Genomic DNA, 19,564 nt, shown 5'->3' on the forward strand with positions numbered 1-19,564 from the left:
GCCGGTTGCCCTTCTACGCTAGGGGAAACGCTGCCCACAAGCGCCTATCACGGGGGCACGCCATGCCACGTCTTTTAACGCCGGCTCTACCGTTTCAGTTACTTACGCCGTTTTTTCCATCCGCCAAAGCGCTCGCCGATCACGCGGCTAGTCCCCGCAACGACACTGTTCACTGAAAATGCGCGCTCTGGCTTAAGCAATGCTAATCTCGGCCGATATAACTAACAAATACGTTTAATCGCGGAGCGGCCATGCCAGCATCAGCACCCCCTGACAACGAGCCGCAGCGACTGGCCGCGGTGCACGCCTTGCATGTGCTGGACACGCCCGCAGAGGAGGCCTTCGACCGGCTGGCTCAGCTTGCCCGGGAGCTGTTTGACGTCCCCGTTGCGCTGATTACTCTGCTCGACGAACAACGCCAGTGGTTCAAGTCGCACCCCGGCTTCGACATCTGCCAGACCCCGCGCGACATCGCGTTTTGTGACCATACCATCACCGCCGATGCGCCGCTGGTCGTGCCCGATACACATCGTGACGTTCGCTTCATGGACAACCGGCTGGTCGTTGAGCCACCCCACATTCGCTTTTACGCCGGCTACCCGCTGCGCCCTCACGACCAGCTGGCCGTGGGTAGCCTGTGCCTGCTCGACCACCAGCCCCGCGAATTCAGCGAGCGCGACATGGGGCTGTTGAAAAGCCTGGCAGGCCAGGTAGAAGAGCTACTGCGACAGCACCAGATGCGCTATACCCTGGCGCAAACCACCCGCCGCTATGAAGCGTTGTTCAACGAAAGCGCCACCGGCATCGTGCGGATCAACCGCGACGGCACGGTGCTCGGCATCAACCCCTTTGCCCTGAAGCTGCTCGGCTACACCCGGGATGAAGTGCTCGGCCGCAACGTGGCAATGCTGACCCCTCCCGACCTGCACGACCGGCACGACAGCTTCATCGCCCGGTTTTTGGCCGGCGGGCGTCCCCAGGTGGTGGGGCGCGGCCGCGAAGTCGAGGCGCAACACAAGGCCGGCCACCGCGTGCCTGTCCATCTGGCGGTCAACGCCATCGACGATGAGCATCATCAGGTAGCGGAGTTTATCGGCATTCTGACCGACCTGCGTCAGATCCACGCCGCCAACCAGCGCATCCAAAAGGAACAGAGCCTGCTCAAGGTATTGCACCAGGGGATTACCGACTATCCAGCGCTGATGTCGGGCAAACGGCTGTGGATATTTCTCATGGAAGCCCTGCGCGAGCTGACCGACAGCGACTACGCCTTGATTGGCGAGGTCATTCAGGGAGACACCGGTAATGCGCTGAAACTGCATGCCATTACCGACCTGTCGTGGAGCAGCGAGTCGCAACAGGTGATGGAGCAACTGGCCAGCGGCGACATGGTGCTCAAGAACCCTAACTCTTTGTTGGGCCGCGTCTTTTCCCGGGGTAAAGTGGTCATCGACAACAATGTGAATGCGTCGACCCAGCGCAGCGAGTTCCCACTGGGACAAGTGCAGTTTGATAACTACCTGGGCGTGCCGATTTTCAGCCACGGTCAGCTGATCGGCATGTACGCCATCGCCAACAGCCGCCAGCCGCTGAACCGGGGCCTCCTGGACTGGCTACAGCCTTTCACCGACACCTGCGTGCTGCTGATCAACCTGTACCGCCAGATGGCTGAGCGCGAACAGGTCATGCAGGACCTGGCAGCGGCTCGCGATCAGGCGGAACAGGCCAACCAGGCCAAGAGCGACTTTCTGTCGTCGATGAGCCACGAGCTGCGCACCCCGCTCAACGCCATCCTGGGCTTTGCCCAGCTGCTCGCCAGCAACACGCGAACGCCGCTCAACGCCAAACAGCAGCGACAGGTTCGCCAGATCGAGAAGAGCGGCCAGCACCTGCTCAGCCTGATCAACGACGTGCTGGATCTGGCCAAGATCGAGGCCCGCCAGCTATCGCTGTCCATTGAAACCATCTCGCTTGCCGGCGTGTTCGACGACGCCTGCAGCACCCTGGAAGCGAGCACTAAGAACGCAGGCATTGCCCTGAGCTGCACATTGCCCGACGCCGCCTGGCGTGTGCATGCCGACTACACGCGCACCAAGCAGATCCTGCTCAACCTGCTGTCCAACGCCATGAAATATAACGTCGCCCATGGACGTATCGAGCTCAGTGCCGAGCACCAGCAGGAGCAGATCAAGATTCGCGTGCGTGATACGGGGCCTGGCGTCGACCCCGCGCGCCTTGATGAGCTGTTTGAGCCGTTTAACCGGCTCGACGCCGAGGATAGCACCGTGGAAGGAACCGGCATTGGCCTGTCCATCACCCGCGAGCTGGTCGAACAGATGCACGGCCGGATCGGGGTCGACAGTCAGCCGGGCCAGGGTGCCACCTTCTGGTTCACGCTGCCGGTGGCGACACCGGCCGCTGCATCATCGCCACGCGAACCTCAGCCCGACGCGTCATCAGCGCCACTATCGTCGCCCACGCTGCTGTATATCGAGGACAACCCCGCCAATCAGCGCCTGATGGAAGACATCGTCGACGCGATGGAGGGCATTACCCTGCGCACCGCGTCAAGCGCCGAGTTGGGGCTGGACATGCTGCAGGCAGAGAGGCCCGCCGTGGTGTTGATGGATCTCCACCTGCCGGGCATGGGCGGCTATGAGGCGCTGGCCCATCTGCGTCGGGATCCGCGCTACCGGCATCTACCGGTGATCGCCCTTTCGGCCAACGCACTGCCCCGCGACGTAAGACAGGGCCTCAACGCCGGGTTTGATGACTACCTGAAAAAACCCATCGATATTGCACAGCTTTCCGACACCCTTCACCATTTGCTGGGAGCGCCCACCAGGCAGGAGCCATGACATCTCACGATAAACACATACTGGTTGTTGACGACAACCCGATCAATATCGAGCTGATGCTCGACTTGCTCGATGACCACGGCTTTGACAATAGCCATGGCATCAGCGACCCCCGGGAGGTGGTAGGCTACTGCCAGCAGCAGTTGCCCGACCTGCTGTTGCTGGACATCCGCATGCCGCACCTGGACGGCTACGCGGTCATCGAACGGCTGCATCACGCCTTCGAGCGTCAGGCGCCGCCGGTGATCGTGTTGACGGCGCAAATCGATAACGACACCAAGCAGCGCGCGCTGGCCCTGGGCGTGCGCGACTTCGTCACCAAGCCGTTTCAGCACGACGAGGTAATACAGCGCATTCACAACGTGCTGAGCGTCGAGCAGCGCTTCCGTATTCGCGACCAGCAGGCCGACTCCCTCGAACGCTTGGTGGGCAAGCGAACCCGGGCGCTCAACCGTCAATCGCGCACCGACCCGATCACCCTGTTGCCCAATCGGCGCGGGCTGACCCAGACGCTCAACGAGGCGGCCGCGCTGCGCAAGGCCACGGGGCTTCTGTTCATCGCCCTGGATCGCCTGGACGACGTTATCCGGCTGCATGGCTACCGGATTGCCGAGCGACTCCTCCGGCACATTGCCCAGCGCCTGAACGAACGCCTGAGCGACACCGACACCCTGGGTTTGTGGGGCGGCAGCGAACTGCTGGTGATCCGCAATAGCGATGACGACGGTGAGCTGCTGACGCTGGCCCACCATTTGCTGGCCGTCTTCGAGCACGACCAGCAGCTTGACGGCATGCTGCTGCCCCTGGCGGCGCGGATCGGCATCAGCAGCGCCCGGGACGCGTTTGATACCGAGCGCCTGGTACACATGGCCGCCCTGGCGCTACCGGGCCGTCAGAGCGTTGAGGTACAGTGTTACAATGAAGACCTTGAGGCCCGGCAACGCCATCGCCTGCACGTCCAGCAGGCCCTGCGCGGCGCTATCGAACGGGGTGAAATGTCGCTCGCCTTTCAGCCCAAACTATCGCTGATGGATCAGCGTGTCGTCGGCGCCGAGGCACTGCTGCGCTGGCACCACCCCGAGCTTGGGCAGATTTCCCCGGGCATGTTCATACCACTGGCTGAAGCCAGCGGGGATATTTTCGCCATTGGCGAGTGGGTGATGGAAGAAGCCATGCGCACCATCACCCGCTGGCGCGAACAGCAGGTGATGGGCAATGACTTCCATGTAGCCGTTAACGTGGCGGCTCGCCAGCTGGCTCGCCGGGATTTCGCCGATGGCCTGCTGCACCAGCTGGCAGCGCGGCAGATTCCCCCTCATTTCTTCGCCATCGAAGTCACCGAGTCCGGCCTGATGAGCGACATGCAGAATGCCCGTCAGCAACTGGCGCAGCTCAGCCAGGCGAGTATTGCCGTCGCCATTGACGATTTTGGCACCGGCCATTCGTCGCTGGCATACATCAAGACGCTGCCGTTTTCGACGTTGAAGATCGATCGTGCCTTCGTGATGGACCTGGAAGAAAGCGATGTGGATCGCCAACTGGCGCGCACCATTACCCAGCTCGCCCATAGTGTCGGCTGTGACGTGGTGGCCGAAGGCATTGAAACCTCTGGCCAGGCCCAGTACTTACGCCATATTGGCTGTGAAATCGCCCAGGGCTACTATTACTCACGCCCGCTAGCGGCCGACGACTTTATTGATTGGTGCGATCATTGGCAGTCGCACCTGCCACCTACTGCCACGGAGACCGTTTAATGGCTCACGATTTGCTAGCCCGGATACGCGAACGCCTGGAAGACCTCAACCGCTCGGAGCGTAAAGTCGCCAACGTGATTATCGACGATCCGGCCGCCGCCACCAGCCTGAGCATCGCCAGCCTGGCTCAAGCGGCAAGCGTCAGCGAGCCTACGGTCAACCGTTTTTGCCGTAACTTCGGTGCTAAAGGTTACCCGGATTTCAAGATCAAGCTGGCCCAGAGCCTGGCCGGCGGCACCCCCTACGTGACGCGCGCGGTGGAGCCTGGCGATACCGCTACCCAGTACACCCACAAGATCTTCGGCGCCACCATTGCCGCCCTGGACGAGGCCCAGCGCGAGGTCGACATGGGCGCCGTGGAGCGCATGGTGGACTACCTGACCCAGGCCAAGCAGATCCACTTCTTCGGCCTTGGGGCCTCCGGTGCGGTGGCCCAGGACGCCCAGCACAAGTTCTTCCGTTTCAACCTGCCGGTCATGGTGCATATCGATGTGCTGATGCAACGCATGGTGGCGGCGGCCTGCCACACTGGCGATGTGGTGGTGATCATTTCCTATACCGGGCGCACCCGCGAGCTGGTCGACATTGCTCGCGTCGCCCGCGAAGCGGGCGCGGTGGTGCTGGGCATTACCGCGCCGGATTCACCGCTTTCCCAGGAATGTACCGCCACTCTGGAGGTCGCCACGCCGGAAGACACTGACCATTACATGCCGATGACCTCGCGGGTAATCCAGTTGACGCTGATCGACGCCCTGGCCACCGGCGTGACGCTCAGGCGCGGCGAGGATTTTCTGCCGCACCTCAAGAAAATCAAGGACAGCCTGCGCGAAACGCGCTTCCCCGTGAACAAGATCACCTGACGGGTCAAGGCGTGGTCGCCGGCCTCAGCCTCCGCCAGGTCGGCACTATTCGGCGCAGTCGATACACTTGAGTACCAGCGGATCGCTTTCCAGGCGCTTGACGTTGATCCACTCGCCGCACTCGATACATTCGCCGAACCCCCCTTGCTCGAGACGTTGCAGTGCACCGGCGATGCGCGTGACGTTCAACTGGCGGCGCTCCTCTTCGGCCTTGGCCATCGCCTGACCCTGCAGGGCGTCCATCCGGGACAGGCGGCCTACCGAGGTTTGGTCGAGGGTTACGGTATCCCGGGCTCCGGCACTGTCAGCGCTCTCGTCAAGAAGTGTTTCACGCAGGGTCAACAACCGCGTCTTCATGGCCGCCGCGTCGATGTCTGGATGGTTCATCACCGTCGTCTCCTTATGATCTGCTGTTACACTTAACAGGATTACTACCTTTTGGGCGTTTTCTCCGCCTGCTTGTTTCGCAAAGGATAAGCCATCATGGGCTACCGCACCCTGCTGCGCGACCACCGCAGCGTATTGAGTATCGCGTTCTTGGCGATGTTCAGTTCAAGCCTGGGACAAAGTTTTTTTGTGGGGTTGTTTCAGGCACCGCTGGCCGCGCATTGGCAGCTGAGTGCCGGGCAATTTGGTACCGCCTACACCGTGGTAACACTGGCAGCGGGATGTGTCATGCTGCGCGTGGGCCCCTCCATCGATTGGGTCGCCCCACGCCGGTTTGCGATAACGATACTGCTTGCCCTGCTCGCCGGCGTAGCGCTGATGACGCTGTCACCCTGGTGGGGGCTGGGCGTGCTGGGTCTCGGGCTGGTGCGTTTATGCGGGCAGGGCATGCTGACGCACCTCGGCAACACCCTTGCCGCCCGTGAATTCACCACGCTGCGCGGCCGGGCCATGGGACTGGCCAGCCTGGGAATCCCGCTCGGCGAAGCGCTGCTGCCACCGCTGGTCGCCGCGACGCTGGTGTGGCTCAGCTGGCAGTCCTTCTGGTGGCTGCTGTGTGCGCTACTCGCCCTGCCGTGGCTGTGGCTGCTGATAAGCGCGCCGTGGTCCATCGCGCCGGGTAACAAACCCGCCGACCACGATCTGCAGGGGCCGAGACCTTTTCGCGAGCCACGCTTCTGGGCCCTGTTGCCACTACTCATGTCGCTGCCGATTACCATGACGGGGCTGTTCATCTACCAGGCCCAACTGACCGAGTCCCTGGACAGCTCCCTTGGCGTCTACGCGCTGGCGCTTGCCGGCATGGGCGTCGCCAAGCTGCCGGGGGCGCTGCTCGGCGGCCGTTGGATCGACAAAATCGGCCCGGCACGCCTGGCCCGCGTCTACCTGCTGCCTTACGCAAGTGCCATGCTGTTTGCCGCCTTTGTCGGCGGAGACGCCAGCGTCTGGGCGCTGATGGTCGGCGGCGGACTGGCCATGGGCGCCCAGGAGCTGATTGCATCGGGGCTGTTGATCAAGCTGTGGGGCATCGAGCACCTGGGGCGCGTACGCTCGGCGCTCAGCGCCGCCATGGTATTTTCCACGGGCATCGCCCCCGCCGCTATCGGGCTCGCGCTCAGCGCGGGCATGGCGTTTCAGGCCATCCTTGCCACGATGCTGGCGTTTATCATCGCCGCCTGGTGCCTGGCCCAGCGCGTGCTGCAGGTGGCCAGCCGAGCGCCACGCCGCTAGCGCAGGATCAGCACCGGCAGTTGGGCTCTGCGTAACATTGCGGTCGTGGTGCTGCCCACCAGCAGGTGACGGATACGCGAATGGCCGTAGGCCCCCATCACTAGCATATCGATGGCGCGTTCTTCCTTGTAGGCGCGTAGCGTTTCTTCGACGTCACCCGCCCGAATCGCGCCTTCGGCGGCATGGCCCGCCGTTTCAAGGGTGCTCAGCGCCCATTCCAGCTGCGAGCGATGCTCGGCGGTTTCCGCACCGACAATCACCACATGGCAGGTCACGCCGTTGAATAACGGGCTCTTGGCCAGCATCTCGATGCCTTTACGCGCCGTCTTGCTGCCGTCGAAGGCCATCATCACCGCCCTGGGCGCCGTAAAGGCCTTGGGCACCATGAGAATCGGGCGATGCATTTCACGCACCACGCGCTCGAGGTTCGAGCCCAGATGCCCGCTGGCCTGGTGCGCTGTTTCACCGCGCTTGCCGACCACCAGCAGCCGCACGTCATTTTCCTGCTCCACCAGCGTTTCCACCAGCGTGCCGTTGCGCTGCATGGTTGCCGGCGCCTCGATACCCGCGTGCAGGGCGCGCTGCTTGGCGTCGTCAAGCAACAGCCGGCCTTGCTCGCGGGCCAGCTTGGCATGCTGCTCCTCGATGTCGGACAGCTTCTCGAGCAGATGCTCGCGGGTGCCAAGGCCCAGGTTGCCAGTCAGGTCAGGCTCCGAGGTCTGCGGGTGGTTATCGATGACATGGATAAACGCCAGTGGGGCATCAAGGCGCTGGGCGGCCCATACCGCATAGTCACAGACGCCGATGGAAAACTGTGAGCTATCAACGGCCGCTAATACATGGTCGGTCATGGCGTGCGTCTCCTTGAACGGCGAGTCGAGGGATTGTTGTTATTCGCCTTCCTTTCTACACGAAGTCGTTCACCGACAACAGCGCCCCAACGGCGGCCCATGATAAGCTTGGTAACCAACAGGTTGCGCTGGCAAGGGAGGTAAATCCGTGGGCATGGGCTTGGCAAGCATTACGCTGGTAGCCGTGGGCGGGGCCATTGGGGGCATGGCACGCGTCGGCGTTTCCCAGCTCGCCGCCCGATGGCTGGGCAGCGCCTTTCCCTGGGGCACCCTGGCCGTCAACCTGCTAGGGGCCTTGGCGCTTGGCTGGCTGGCGGCCACCCTCACAACCGATAGCGTCGCGCCCACGGGCGGCCCCTGGCTAATGCTCGCCGTGGGGCTGCTCGGTGGTTTTACCACCGTTTCGTCATTCAGCCTGCAGACGTTGGGCCTGTGGGAAAGCGGCCAGGGCGGCAAGGCGCTAGCCAATATCATTACCACCGTCACCTTGGGGGTTGTCGCCCTCGCCGTCGGCGCCTGGCTGGGGGGCGGGCTGTGAAAACCTTAACCACCTACGCCGCGATAGGCATCGGCAGTGGGCTCGGCAGCGCGCTGCGCTATGTGATCTCGTTAATGATGATCGACGCCTTCGCCAGCGACTTTCCCTGGGGCACTTTGCTGGTCAACGTGGCGGGTTGCTGGCTGATCGGCTGGCTGGCGGCGCAAATTGCCAAGGCCCCGGAAGCGCGCCTGGCAGGCTGGCAGCCGTTTCTGATCGCCGGGGTTTGCGGTGGTTTCACCACCTTCTCCCTGTTCAGCCTGGAAGTCGCTCTGCTTGCGCAGAGCGACCTGGCGTTGGCCTTGGTATATACCCTCGGCAGCCTGCCGCTGTGGCTTGCGGCGGTATGGCTGGGTCAGCGCTGTGCCATCGGGCGTTAAGCCTGTCGCCTGTGCGCCACGCTCCACGGTTACCGGGTCGGCGGCGACTTGATCAGCCGCGGCACCCAGGTCAGGTAAACCACCATGCCCAGTAGCTCGATGAGCGACTGCATGACAATGACCACCACTGCCGCGGCCCAGATATCCGGCAGCGCCATTGCCAGCGGTAGCACCACAAAAGAGTTACGGGTGCCCAGGCTGAAGGCCAGTGTCCGGCCGGCGGCCACGGGTAGCTTGGCCAGTCGGTAAAGCACCCTGGCGACCACGGCGGCAACAAGCAGGTAAAGGACAAAGATCGCCGCTACCTGCCATAGGGTTTGCCGCGCTTCCATGATGACGTGTACCTGCGAGGCGGCAATCAGGAATACCACCGCCGTCAACAGCGGCACGGGCAACCAGCCCATGACGCTGACGCCTTTCTTTAGCACCGCGTAACGTTCGGCGCCTTTTTCCGTCAGCCAGGCAAGCAACAGCGGGGTCACAATGAGCCCGGCAAAGGCGGGCAATAATTCGCTGAACAGCTGGGACGCGACCAGCTGTTCGCCCATTATCAGCGTGACATACAGCGGCAGCAGCAGGATCTGCAGCAACAGCAAGACCGGCGTGGCGGCAATCGCCCGGGCGCTATCGCCCTGCCCCAGGTGCGTAAAGCTGATAAACCAGTCGGTGCAGGGCACCAGCAACACCAGCAGGACGCCGAGCATCAGGCTGGTTTCCAGCGCAAACAGCGTGACCAGTCCCCACACGATCAGCGGCATGATCACGAAGTTGCCTGCGATCAGGGCGCCGAGAAAGCGCCGGTCGTTGAGCGCCCGGGAAACATGCAGCAGCGGCACCTGGGTGAAGGTGGCATACAGCAGGGCGCCGAGTAACGGCCAGAGCGCTGCCTCCCAGGCGTGGAGCGCCTCCCAGCGCGTTCCCAGGACGATACCGGCGAGGATAGCCGCCAGATAGCAACCAACCTGATACTTTTCCAGCGTGTCTCGCATTCAGCCGTCCGCTCGTGCTAGATAAAAAGGTAAGCCCCTAAGCTAACACGGCGGCAGCTTTTAATGACTCAGCTCACGCGTTCATAACCCCCTACCACGCCTCTTTTGCTCAGCACGAACTGCCAGAGCTGAATCTCCCGGGCGCGGAAGGCACCGGCACAGCTGAGCAGATAGTAACGCCACATGCGGTAAAAGGTATCATCGAAGCGGTCGCGGAAGTTTGGCCAGTTGGCGTCGAAGTTGGCATGCCAGGCCATCAGGGTCTTGTCGTAATCGGCCCCAAAGTTGTGCACATCTTCCACCACGAAGAGCGACTCGGAAGCCTCGATGACCTGGCCGAGGGTCGGCAATTCGCCGTTGGGGAAAATGTACTTGTCAATCCATGGGTCAGAAGCCGTGGCGGAAAGGTTCTTGCCGATGGTGTGGAGCAGAAACAGCCCGTCGTCTTTCAGACAGCGGCTTGCCACCTCCATGTACTGGCGATAGTTTTTATGCCCGACGTGCTCGAACATGCCGATGCTGACGATGCGATCAAACTGCTCCGTTTCGTCGCGATAGTCCCGCAGGCGAAACTCGACGGGCAGCCCGCTTCTCATCAGCCGCTGACCAAACTCTGCCTGTTCTCTGGAGATGGTCAGGCCAACGCATTCGACGCCATAATGCTCGGCGGCGTAGGCCATGAAACTGCCCCAACCGCAGCCGATATCCAGCACTCGCATACCGGGCTGCAAGCCCAGTTTACGGCAGATGAGATCGAGCTTGGCTTCCTGGGCGTCGTCCAGACTGTCAACGTCTTTCCAGTACCCGCAGGTATAGGTCATACGCTTGTCGAGCATGGCAGCGTAGAACTCATTGCCCAGATCATAGTGTTTTTCGCCCACTTCCCAGGCGCGCTTGGCGCTTTGGCGGTTGAGCAGCCGGGCGCGTAGCGAATGATAGACAAGCTGCGTCGGCCGGATCCGCTGGTGGAGCTGGGCGCGCATCAGGCGATAAAAGAACTGATCCAGCGACTTGGCGTCCCAGTCGCCATTCATGTAACTTTCGCCAAGCCCCAGATTGCCTCGCGAAAGGGCGCTATCGATAACGCCTGGCGCTTTCAGTTGAATATCCCATGGCCGGTGGCCGTTGATCACAATATCCGCCTGTTTCAATAAATCAGCGACGAAGCGATGGGATGATGAGCGTTCGTCAAAGACGGCTCGTTGCCTGTCGAGGGTTGATAAATTCAAGGTAACACCCCGCCTATGCTAGTGAGTGAATAGGTAACACCTTTCCACTAAGCATAGAATCAACGTCGCCGTTTGGTGAAATCGACCGCCCTATTTATATCAAGGCAAAAAAAAGCCAGCCACTCGCGAAGAAGGCCGGCTTGAGCTGCGCTTAGCGCAATATGAGCACGGGAATCGTGCTCTTGCGCAGCATGTCGGTGGTGGTACTGCCTACCAGCAGATGGCGAATGCGCGAATGGCCGTAGGCGCCCATCACCATCATGTCGATGTCGTTATCTTCTGCATACGCATGCAGCGTGGCTTCCACTTCACCGGCGCGAATAGCCCCTTCGTCCTCGTGGCCGGCCTCGCGCAGGGTGGAAAGCGCCCACTCGAGCTGCGAGCTGTTCTCGCCGGTATCGGCGCCGACGATGACCACATGGCAGGCAATACCGCTGAACAGCGGGCTCTTGGCGAGCATTTCAATGCCCTTGCGCGCCGTCTTGCTGCCATCGAACGCCATCATGGCCTTTGCCGGGGCTTTGAAGCCACCTCGTGGCACCATCAGAATCGGCCGGTGCATTTCGCGCACCACGCGCTCAAGGTTTGAACCCAGGTGGCCGCTGGCCTGGTCGGCGGTTTCACCGCGCTTGCCCACGACCAGCAGACGCACGTCGTTTTCAAGCTCCACCAGGGTTTCCACCAGGGTGCCGTTACGCTGGCGGGTGGCCGGGTCAGCGATGCCGTCTTCAACGGCACGCGCCTTGGCCGCCTCGAGCATCAGTTTGCCCTGCTCGCGGTTGACCCTGGCCCGCTGCTCGTCAAGGTCGGAAAGCTCTTCCATGAGCTTTTCCCGCGCACCGAGGCGCAGGCTCCCCGACAGGTTAGCGTCCTCGCTGGTTTGCGGATGGTTATCCACCACGTGGACGAACACCAGCGGCGCGTTCAGCGCCTGGCTAGCCCAGGCAGCGTAATCGCAGACGCTTTCGGAAAACGACGAGCCGTCGATCGCGGCTAGTACTTGACCGGACATCGTGAATTGATCAGACATTGTGCACTCCTTGCCTCGTTAGTGGCCGCCCATGAGTTTTTCCACCGCCACGGGGTCGTCGTGTACGGCGTAGCGATCCACCACGGTAGCACTTGCTTCGTTGAGGCCGATCATTTCAACCTCGGTGCCTTCGCGGCGGAACTTGATCACCACCCGATCCAGCGCTTGCACGGCGGTGATATCCCAGAAGTGGGCCCGCGAAAGATTGATGGTGACCTTGTCGATGCTTTCCTTGAAATCAAATGCTTCGATAAAGCGCTCGGAGGAGGCAAAGAACACCTGGCCTACGACCTGATATTCGCGCTCGCTGCCCGGCGTGACTTCCTTCGAGCCAATGTACATGATGTTGCCGACCTTGTTGGCGAAGAACATCGCTGCCAGCAGCACGCCCACGAAAACGCCAATCGCCAGGTTGTGGGTGCCCACGGTGACCGCCACGGTCGCCACCATCACGATATTGGTGCTCATCGGGTGTTTCTTGAGGTCGCGGATCGACTCCCAACTGAAGGTACCCACCGACACCATGATCATGACCGCGACCAGCGCCGCCATGGGAATCTGCGAGACCCAGTCGGCGAGGAACACCACCATCAGCAGCAGCGCAATACCGGCAATCAGGGTCGAAGTGCGTCGACGGCCGCCGGATTTCACGTTGATCACCGACTGGCCGATCATCGCACAGCCCGCCATGCCGCCGATCAGGCCCGACCCGATGTTGGCAATGCCCTGGCCTTTACACTCGCGATTTTTATCGCTCTTGGTATCGGTCAAATCATCGATGATCGTCGCGGTCATCATGGATTCCAGCAGCCCCACCACGGTCAGCATCAGCGAGTACGGCAGGATGATCATCAGGGTTTCAAGGTTCAGCGGCACGTCCGGCCACAGGAAGATCGGCAGGCTGTCGGGGAGTTCGCCCATATCGCCCACGCTGCGAATCTCCATGCCGGTGATCATGTACACCGCCGTCAGCACGACGATACACACCAGCGGGGAGGGAATCGTCCTACCCAGCACCGGCATATAGGGGAAGCCGTAGATGATTGCCAGACCCGCCGCCGTCATGGCGTAAACGTGCCAGGTAACATCGGTCAGTTCAGGCAGCTGGGCCATGAAAATCAGAATCGCCAGGGCGTTGACAAACCCCGTGACCACCGAGCGCGAGACAAAGCGCATCAGGTCGGCAAGCCTCAGATAGCCGGCAATAATCTGGAATACGCCGGTCAGCAGCGTGGCGGCCAGCAGATACTCGAGGCCGTGCTCCTTGACCAGGGTGATCATCAGCAGCGCCATGGCCCCCGTGGCGGCCGAGATCATGCCCGAGCGGCCGCCGGTAAAGGCGATAATCACACAGATCGCAAAGGAGGCGTAAAGGCCAACCTTGGGGTCGACCCCCGCAATGATGGAGAACGCGATGGCCTCGGGAATCAGGGCGAGCGCCACCACGATACCCGCCAGGGTGTCGCCCTTGAGGTTCGAGAGCCAAGACTGTTTAAATTTTTCGTACATGCGGGGATCCATAGTTAAGGGTTAACGACAGGCCGCAAGCGTGGGGCGTAAAACGCCCGACAGCGGCACGTGAAGCGCTTGGGTAGTACAAACGATGTTTGAGAGATCGACGTACGGCAACGTCAGGACATAGCAAAGGCGGTATGCAAGGATACCGTCAGGCGATGACAGCCGGGTGAAGGCGTCATGCACAGCAATAGGAAGGGAAGCCTAGGGTGGAGTCATCAGCCCTTGGGTGGCAAATGCCGGTAACGTCATAAAAAAGGCCACTGTGTCATCTACACGAATACGTCGATGTGCCTGCTCTTAACGATAAGGGCAGCAGAAGGCGCGAGATTCTAACAGTAATTTTACCACGCTGCACCCGCCCATCGCCGTTGGCGTTCCTTGACAACGGTCATGAAGGCGCCATGTACGACGACCGCAGGGTGCCCAAGCCCACCACTTTGGCGTACCATTACAGCGCATATATCGACTGATCGAGTCCCAACTTTCCACGTTGAAGCGGCACCCCCGCCGAGAGAAGAGGAGCAGTAGATGAGCCATTCCATAGCAGTGATCAAAGGCGACGGTATCGGCCCCGAAATCATGGACGCCACGCTACGCGTGCTGGACGCCCTGGATTGCGGTTTGGAGTACGAATTTATCGATGCAGGTCTTGGCGCGCTGGAAAAACACGGCACGCTGATTCCCCAGGCATCGCTGGACGCCATCGAAAAGCACGGTATCGCGCTCAAGGGCCCGCTCACCACGCCGATCGGCAAAGGCTTCTCTTCCATCAACGTGCAGCTTCGCCGTCATTTTGATCTCTACGCCAACGTGCGCCCGGCCATCAGCTTCCCCGGCACGCGTTCGCGCTACGACGACATCGACATGATCACCGTGCGCGAAAACACCGAAGGGGCCTACCTCGCCGATGGCCAGGAATATACCGACGATGGCAATACCGCACTGTCGGTCATCAAGGTGACGCGCAAGGGCTCCGAGCGCATCGTGCGCTACGCCTTTGAACTGGCGCGCAGCCAGGGCCGCAAGAAGGTCACGGCGGTGCACAAGGCCAACATCATCAAGACCAGCTCGGGGCTGTTTCTGGACATCGCCCGGGAAATCGCCGAGGAATATCCGGAAATCGAATTCCAGGAAATGATCGTCGATAACGCCTGCATGCAGTTGGTGATGAACCCGCACCAGTTCGACGTGGTGGTCACCACCAACCTGTTCGGCGATATCCTGTCAGACCTGTGTGCGGGCCTGGTGGGCGGCCTTGGCCTGGCACCGGGCGCCAACATCGGCGAGAAAGCGGCGATTTTTGAAGCGGTACACGGCTCGGCGCCGGACATTGCCGGCAAGAAAATCGCCAACCCCTGTGCCCTGCTGCTCGCCGCGGCGCAAATGCTCGACCACCTTGGCATGCCCGAGAAAGGCACCGCCATCCGTCAGGGGATTCGTACCGTACTGGAAACCCGCAGCGACATGGTCACCCCGGACATGGGCGGCACCGGTAACACCGATTCCTTCGCAGAGGCGCTGGTCGAGTACGTCGGCCGGTAACCCACCATACCTCTCGATCACGACCTGGCTACCTGGCCGCTCTTGAGCGGCCAGTACTTTACGCCATGATCCGCTTGATTAACGGAACCGGTAGCCGAGCAGACGCATCGCATTGAGCGTCACCAGCACGGTGGCACCGGTATCCGCCATGACCGCCACCCACATCCCGGTCACGCCTAGAAGCGTCGACACCAGAAATATCGCCTTGAAGCCCAGCGCCAGCACCACATTGGTCTTGACGTTGCGTAGCGTGGCTCGCGATAGCCCGATCAGCTCGGCGACGCCCATCACGCGATTCTTGAGCAGCGCCGCATCGGCGGTTTCCAGCGCCACGTCGGTACCGCCGCCCATGGCAACCCCCACGTCGGCGGCCGCCAGCGCCGGGGCATCGTTGATACCGTCACCCACTTTACCCACGGGCCCCAGACCCTGGGCCTGCCAGTCCCGCACCCGCTGAGCCTTGTCCTCGGGCATCAGCTCGCCTTCGGCCTCAATACCCAACTGCTTACCCATGGCGGCCACCGTGCGCGCGTTGTCGCCGCTGAGCATCACCACGCTGACGCCCAGGCGGTTGAGCGCGTCGATTGCTGCAGGGGTATCCTCACGGGGTTCGTCGCGCAGCGCCAGCACGCCAAGCGCGCTTCCTTCAGCCAGCAACAGAACCACCGTTTTACCCTCTGCTTCAAGCGCGGCAATTCGCGCTGACTGGGTCTCGGTCCCCAGCCAATGGCGCGGGCTTGTCAGGGTCAACGCCCGCCCCTCGAACCGACCGCTGACACCCTGCCCGGCCTGAGCCTGCCCCTCGGATGCCCTGCCAAGCGACAGCCCCAACTGCTCTGCATGCTGCACAATGGCCTGCGCCACCGGGTGGCTTGAGTCCTGCTCCAGCGCGGCGGCCAACCTGACCACCTCGTCCTCGCTCGACTCGGTCCATGCTTCAACATCGGTCACGCTGGGCGCACCAGCGGTCAGGGTGCCGGTTTTATCCACTGCCACGCGCTGAAGCTTGCCCAACTGCTCAAGTACGGCGCCACCCTTGATCAACAGCCCACGCCGCGCCGCGGTTGAAAGCCCGGCGGCAATGGCGGCGGGTGTCGAGATGACCAGCGCGCACGGGCAGGCGATCAGCAGCAGCGCCAAGGCCCGGTAGACCGACTCGGACCAGGCCAGCCCGGTCAACCAGGGGGGCACCACCGCCACCAGCACGGCCACCCCGACGACCAATGGCATGTACCAGCGGGCAAAGCGATCGATAAAGCGCGCCACCGGGGCTTTGGCGGCCTGCGCCTCTTCGACCAGATGGATAATCCGGGCAATGGTATTGTCGGCAGCCCCCCGGGTGACCTCTACCTCCAACGCCGCGTCGAGATTGACCGTGCCCGCCCAGATCTCCTCGCCGGTGGCCCGCTGCCGGGGCACCGACTCACCGTTGATGGGTGACTCGTCGAGCTGAGAGGTACCCGCAATGATACGTCCATCGCAAGGCACGCGATCGCCGGGGCGCACCAGTACCCGCTGGCCTGGTGTCAACGTATCCGCCGCTATCTCGCGGGTGGTCTCCCCCTCAAGCAGACGCGCCGTCGCTGGCGTCAGATTGCCCAGCGCGGCGATACGGCGTCGCGCCTGCCCGGCCGCCACGCCTTCGAGCAGCTCACCCACCGCGAACAAGAACACCACCATGGCCGCTTCAGCGGCGGCCCCGATGGTTAAAGCCCCCAGGGCCGCGATACTCATCAGCATTTCAATGGTCAGCGGATTGCCCATGCGCAGCGAGCGCCAGGCCACCTGCCCGATCGGCAGCCAACCGATCAGCGTGGCCAATACGAATGGCCAGGCACCCACTTCAGGCAGACGCCAGGCCAACAACCACGCCATGACCAGCAGCGCGCCACTGACCACCACCAGGCGTCCTTTGGTCGTGTTCCACCAGCGCGGCGTCGATGCCGTCGATGGCGAGGCTTCAATCACCGGATAACCAAGCCTGGAAAGCGTGTGTTTCAAGCTGTCATGGTCCAGCGCCTGATCGGCATGGGCGGTCACACTCACGGTACCGCTCATGCTGGAGGCGCTGACCCGTTCAACCTGCGACAAGCCTTCAAGCGCTGCCTCTACCTTGCGCTCGCAGCCGCCACAGTCCATGCCCTGGACATTCAGGCGTGCGGTGTCGCGGGTCTCTTGCTGGCGAGTGGTCATGGCATCGTCCTTCCCAGTCGACTATATTGGGATCAGCCTAATACCTGTAGTCACTAGAGGTTCAAGCCATGACCAGCACGTCCAGCCATGCCGCTATCGGCATCGGCGAACTCGCCAGCCGGACCCACTGCAAGCCGGAGACCGTGCGCTATTACGAGAAGATCGGCCTGCTGCCCGCCGCCCCGCGCAATGAGGGCAACCAGCGGCGTTACAGCGAGGCAACGGTGCAGCGCTTGATGTTCATTCGTCATGCGCGGGATTTCGGCTTCTCGGTGGAGGCCGTGCGGGAGCTACTCGACATGGCCGACCACCCAAGCCAGCCGTGCGACCAGGTCGATCAGCTGGCACGTCGGCACCTGGCGGAGGTGGAGTCGCGCATTCAGCGGCTGATGGTTCTGCGCGACGAACTGAAGCGCACGGTTGCCCAGTGCGACGGCGACAGCGTGGCCCAGTGCCGGATTATCGAGGTGTTGAGCGACCACCGGCTGTGCAGCCACGATGCCGCCCATGGCGGCGCGGAGGCGCTACGTTGATGCGGCGGCGCGTTACGCCCCCAGCCACACGTCGAGGAACAGCATGATCACAAGGCCGATGGCCAGACCAAAGGTTGCCTTCTTCTGGTGCCCGCAGCGGTGCGTCTCGGGAATGATTTCATGGCTGATCACATAGAGCATCGCCCCGGCGGCAAAGGCCATGCCCCAGGGCAGCAATATCTGCGAGACGCTGATAATGCTGGCGCCGAACAGGCCGCCGATGGGCTCGATCAGTCCAGTGAGCGCGGCAATCGACCACGACCGCCATCGGGAATAGCCCTCCCCCATTAGCGCAATCGCCACGGCCAGCCCTTCCGGCATGTTTTGCAGGCCAATGCCGATCGCCAGCGGCATGCCGCCCTCCAGGCCGTTGGCGCCGAACCCCACGCCCACCGCCATGCCCTCGGGCAGGTTGTGAATGGCAATGGCAAATACAAACAGCCATACCCGCCGCAGCGAGGCGGCTTCGGGGCCTTCGCGGCCCTGCTGGAAATGCTCGTGGGGCAGGCGTTCATTGAGCATCGCAATCGCGCCCATGCCCAGCAAAATCGCCGCGCAGACGATGGCGGCAGGCACAGGGCCACCCGCGTAGTAGATTTCGGCGGCGTCCAGCGCCGGGATGATCAGCGAAAAGAACGACGCCGCCAGCATGACGCCGGCGGCAAACCCCAGCGCCAGATCACGAAAGCCACGGTCAGGGGTTTTGCCCAGCAGTACCGGTAGCGCGCCGACGGCCGTCAACGACCCGGCGGCAAGGCTGCCCAGGAAACCGAGTAAAAATGTATTTTCCATGCGCCAAGTGGGCCTTGTTTCAATAGGGTCAGCGCGCTGGGGTAATGCCTAGCCCAGCCCGCGCAGAATGAAGTCTACCGTTTGCTGCGCCTGATGCTGCGAGGCGCCGTTTTTCATCAACAGCCGCAGGCCGGACATGGACAGCGTCAAAAACTGCGCGGCGCTGTCGGGGTCGCGGGTATCGGCAATGCTGCCTTCCTGCTGGGCACGCTTGATGACGTCCGAGAAGAACGCATTGATGCTGGCCACGCTGTCCCGGGCGGTCTGCGCCGGCGGCGAATCTTCACCGCCCAGCTCAGTGGCGGAATTGAACAGCAGGCAGCCAAGCGATGCCTGCTGGCTATCGGTCTCGGCGGCTGAATATAGAAGCTGCTCGATAAACGACCAAGCGCTGTCGGCGGCGTCCAGCTGCTCGGACAGCGTCGCCAGCAGTTCGTCACGATAATTCTGCAGGGCTAGCAGGAACAGCGCCTCTTTATTGCCGAACGACTGGTACAGGCTGCTGCGCGACAGCGCCATGGCGTCAAGCAGGTCACGCATGGACGTATGATAGTAGCCGGAGCGCCAGAAGGTATTAATCGCCGCCTTTAGCGCTTCCTCTGGCTGATGCTGTAGGGGTCTGCCAATGGCCATCGTCACCACTCTTGGAAGCTGTCGCCCGCCCATAGGCGGGACAATCACTATCTAAAGGATCAATTTAACATGCCGCAGGGGCATTAGGGGAGCCAGCGTCCCTATCGATCGCAGGGCAAGGAAAAAGCGACACGGGGAAGCCCGTTAAGGACACAGCAACGCTTGTCCCTGGCGTAGCCGAGCCACA

General features: G+C 62.1%; 17 protein-coding genes. 8 read left to right on the top strand and 9 right to left on the bottom strand.

The annotated features are described in order from the left end of the window. Positions 1-251 precede the first annotated feature (251 nt). Genes QC815_RS01075 through QC815_RS01085 form a run of 3 tightly spaced genes read left to right on the top strand, consistent with a single transcriptional unit; the run spans position 252 to position 5,472 of the window. On the top strand, positions 252-2,858 hold the full coding sequence (locus QC815_RS01075; protein WP_230446061.1) for an ATP-binding protein: 2,607 nt from the start codon (positions 252-254) through the stop codon (positions 2,856-2,858). Continuing rightward, positions 2,855-4,612 carry a putative bifunctional diguanylate cyclase/phosphodiesterase gene (locus QC815_RS01080; protein ID WP_230446060.1) on the top strand — a complete coding sequence of 586 codons (1,758 nt, stop codon included), beginning with the start codon at positions 2,855-2,857 and terminating at the stop codon, positions 4,610-4,612. The genes QC815_RS01075 and QC815_RS01080 overlap by 4 nt, the downstream gene beginning before the upstream one ends. Then, entirely contained in the window at positions 4,612-5,472 is an 861-nt protein-coding gene (locus QC815_RS01085) for a MurR/RpiR family transcriptional regulator (RefSeq protein ID WP_230446059.1), read from the top strand. The genes QC815_RS01080 and QC815_RS01085 overlap by 1 nt, the downstream gene beginning before the upstream one ends. A 45-nt stretch (positions 5,473-5,517) precedes the next feature. Here the strand turns inward: QC815_RS01085 and QC815_RS01090 are convergent, their stop codons facing one another. Beyond that, complete coding sequence (locus tag QC815_RS01090) at positions 5,518-5,859, bottom strand: TraR/DksA family transcriptional regulator (protein ID WP_230446058.1); 342 nt, start codon at positions 5,857-5,859, stop codon at positions 5,518-5,520. A gap of 96 nt (positions 5,860-5,955) precedes the next feature. Here QC815_RS01090 and QC815_RS01095 point away from each other — a divergent pair, with 96 nt between their 5' ends. Next, entirely contained in the window at positions 5,956-7,149 is a 1,194-nt protein-coding gene (locus QC815_RS01095) for an MFS transporter (protein ID WP_309766486.1), read from the top strand. Here the strand turns inward: QC815_RS01095 and QC815_RS01100 are convergent. Continuing rightward, the gene (locus QC815_RS01100) at positions 7,146-8,000 is read right to left on the bottom strand and encodes a universal stress protein (protein WP_309766488.1); all 855 of its coding nucleotides are present in this window, start codon (positions 7,998-8,000) and stop codon (positions 7,146-7,148) included. The two genes, QC815_RS01095 and QC815_RS01100, sit on opposite strands and share 4 nt — an antisense overlap. 154 nt (positions 8,001-8,154) lie before the next feature. Between QC815_RS01100 and QC815_RS01105 the strand changes: the two genes are divergently transcribed. Both QC815_RS01105 and crcB read left to right on the top strand, forming a co-directional pair. Next, on the top strand, positions 8,155-8,538 hold the full coding sequence (locus tag QC815_RS01105; protein ID WP_268902676.1) for a fluoride efflux transporter FluC: 384 nt from the start codon (positions 8,155-8,157) through the stop codon (positions 8,536-8,538). Continuing rightward, positions 8,535-8,918, top strand: a complete 384-nt coding sequence (crcB, locus tag QC815_RS01110; RefSeq protein WP_230446054.1) for a fluoride efflux transporter CrcB — start codon at positions 8,535-8,537, stop codon at positions 8,916-8,918. The genes QC815_RS01105 and crcB overlap by 4 nt, the downstream gene beginning before the upstream one ends. Positions 8,919-8,947: 29 nt before the next feature. On the opposite strand, the gene QC815_RS01115 is transcribed toward crcB, so the two are convergent. From QC815_RS01115 to QC815_RS01130, 4 genes are all read right to left on the bottom strand, one after another. Beyond that, entirely contained in the window at positions 8,948-9,907 is a 960-nt protein-coding gene (locus QC815_RS01115; protein WP_309766490.1) for an arsenic resistance protein, read from the bottom strand. Between the two features lie 68 nt (positions 9,908-9,975). Next, positions 9,976-11,136 (bottom strand): cyclopropane fatty acyl phospholipid synthase, encoded by a 1,161-nt coding sequence (gene cfa, locus QC815_RS01120; RefSeq protein WP_309766492.1) that lies wholly within the window; start codon positions 11,134-11,136, stop codon positions 9,976-9,978. Positions 11,137-11,287: 151 nt separating this feature from the next. Beyond that, the gene (locus QC815_RS01125) at positions 11,288-12,148 is read right to left on the bottom strand and encodes a universal stress protein (RefSeq protein WP_309766676.1); all 861 of its coding nucleotides are present in this window, start codon (positions 12,146-12,148) and stop codon (positions 11,288-11,290) included. A 36-nt stretch (positions 12,149-12,184) separates the two neighbouring features. Beyond that, entirely contained in the window at positions 12,185-13,675 is a 1,491-nt protein-coding gene (locus QC815_RS01130) for a SulP family inorganic anion transporter (RefSeq protein ID WP_309766494.1), read from the bottom strand. Positions 13,676-14,212: 537 nt separating this feature from the next. Here QC815_RS01130 and QC815_RS01135 point away from each other — a divergent pair. Next, on the top strand, positions 14,213-15,226 hold the full coding sequence (locus tag QC815_RS01135; protein WP_230446050.1) for an isocitrate dehydrogenase: 1,014 nt from the start codon (positions 14,213-14,215) through the stop codon (positions 15,224-15,226). 78 nt (positions 15,227-15,304) lie between these two features. Here the strand turns inward: QC815_RS01135 and QC815_RS01140 are convergent, their stop codons facing one another. Further along, complete coding sequence (locus tag QC815_RS01140) at positions 15,305-17,419, bottom strand: heavy metal translocating P-type ATPase (RefSeq protein WP_309766496.1); 2,115 nt, start codon at positions 17,417-17,419, stop codon at positions 15,305-15,307. Between the two features lie 68 nt (positions 17,420-17,487). Here QC815_RS01140 and QC815_RS01145 point away from each other — a divergent pair, with 68 nt between their 5' ends. Next, positions 17,488-17,952 carry a MerR family transcriptional regulator gene (locus QC815_RS01145; RefSeq protein ID WP_309766498.1) on the top strand — a complete coding sequence of 155 codons (465 nt, stop codon included), beginning with the start codon at positions 17,488-17,490 and terminating at the stop codon, positions 17,950-17,952. Between the two features lie 12 nt (positions 17,953-17,964). Here the strand turns inward: QC815_RS01145 and QC815_RS01150 are convergent, their stop codons facing one another. Continuing rightward, entirely contained in the window at positions 17,965-18,744 is a 780-nt protein-coding gene (locus tag QC815_RS01150) for a ZIP family metal transporter (protein WP_309766500.1), read from the bottom strand. 48 nt (positions 18,745-18,792) lie between these two features. Continuing rightward, entirely contained in the window at positions 18,793-19,377 is a 585-nt protein-coding gene (locus QC815_RS01155) for a TetR/AcrR family transcriptional regulator (protein ID WP_230446046.1), read from the bottom strand. Positions 19,378-19,564: the final 187 nt, after the last annotated feature.

The organism is Vreelandella gomseomensis, assembly GCF_031451645.1.
Classification (GTDB): Bacteria; Pseudomonadota; Gammaproteobacteria; order Pseudomonadales; family Halomonadaceae; genus Vreelandella; species Vreelandella gomseomensis.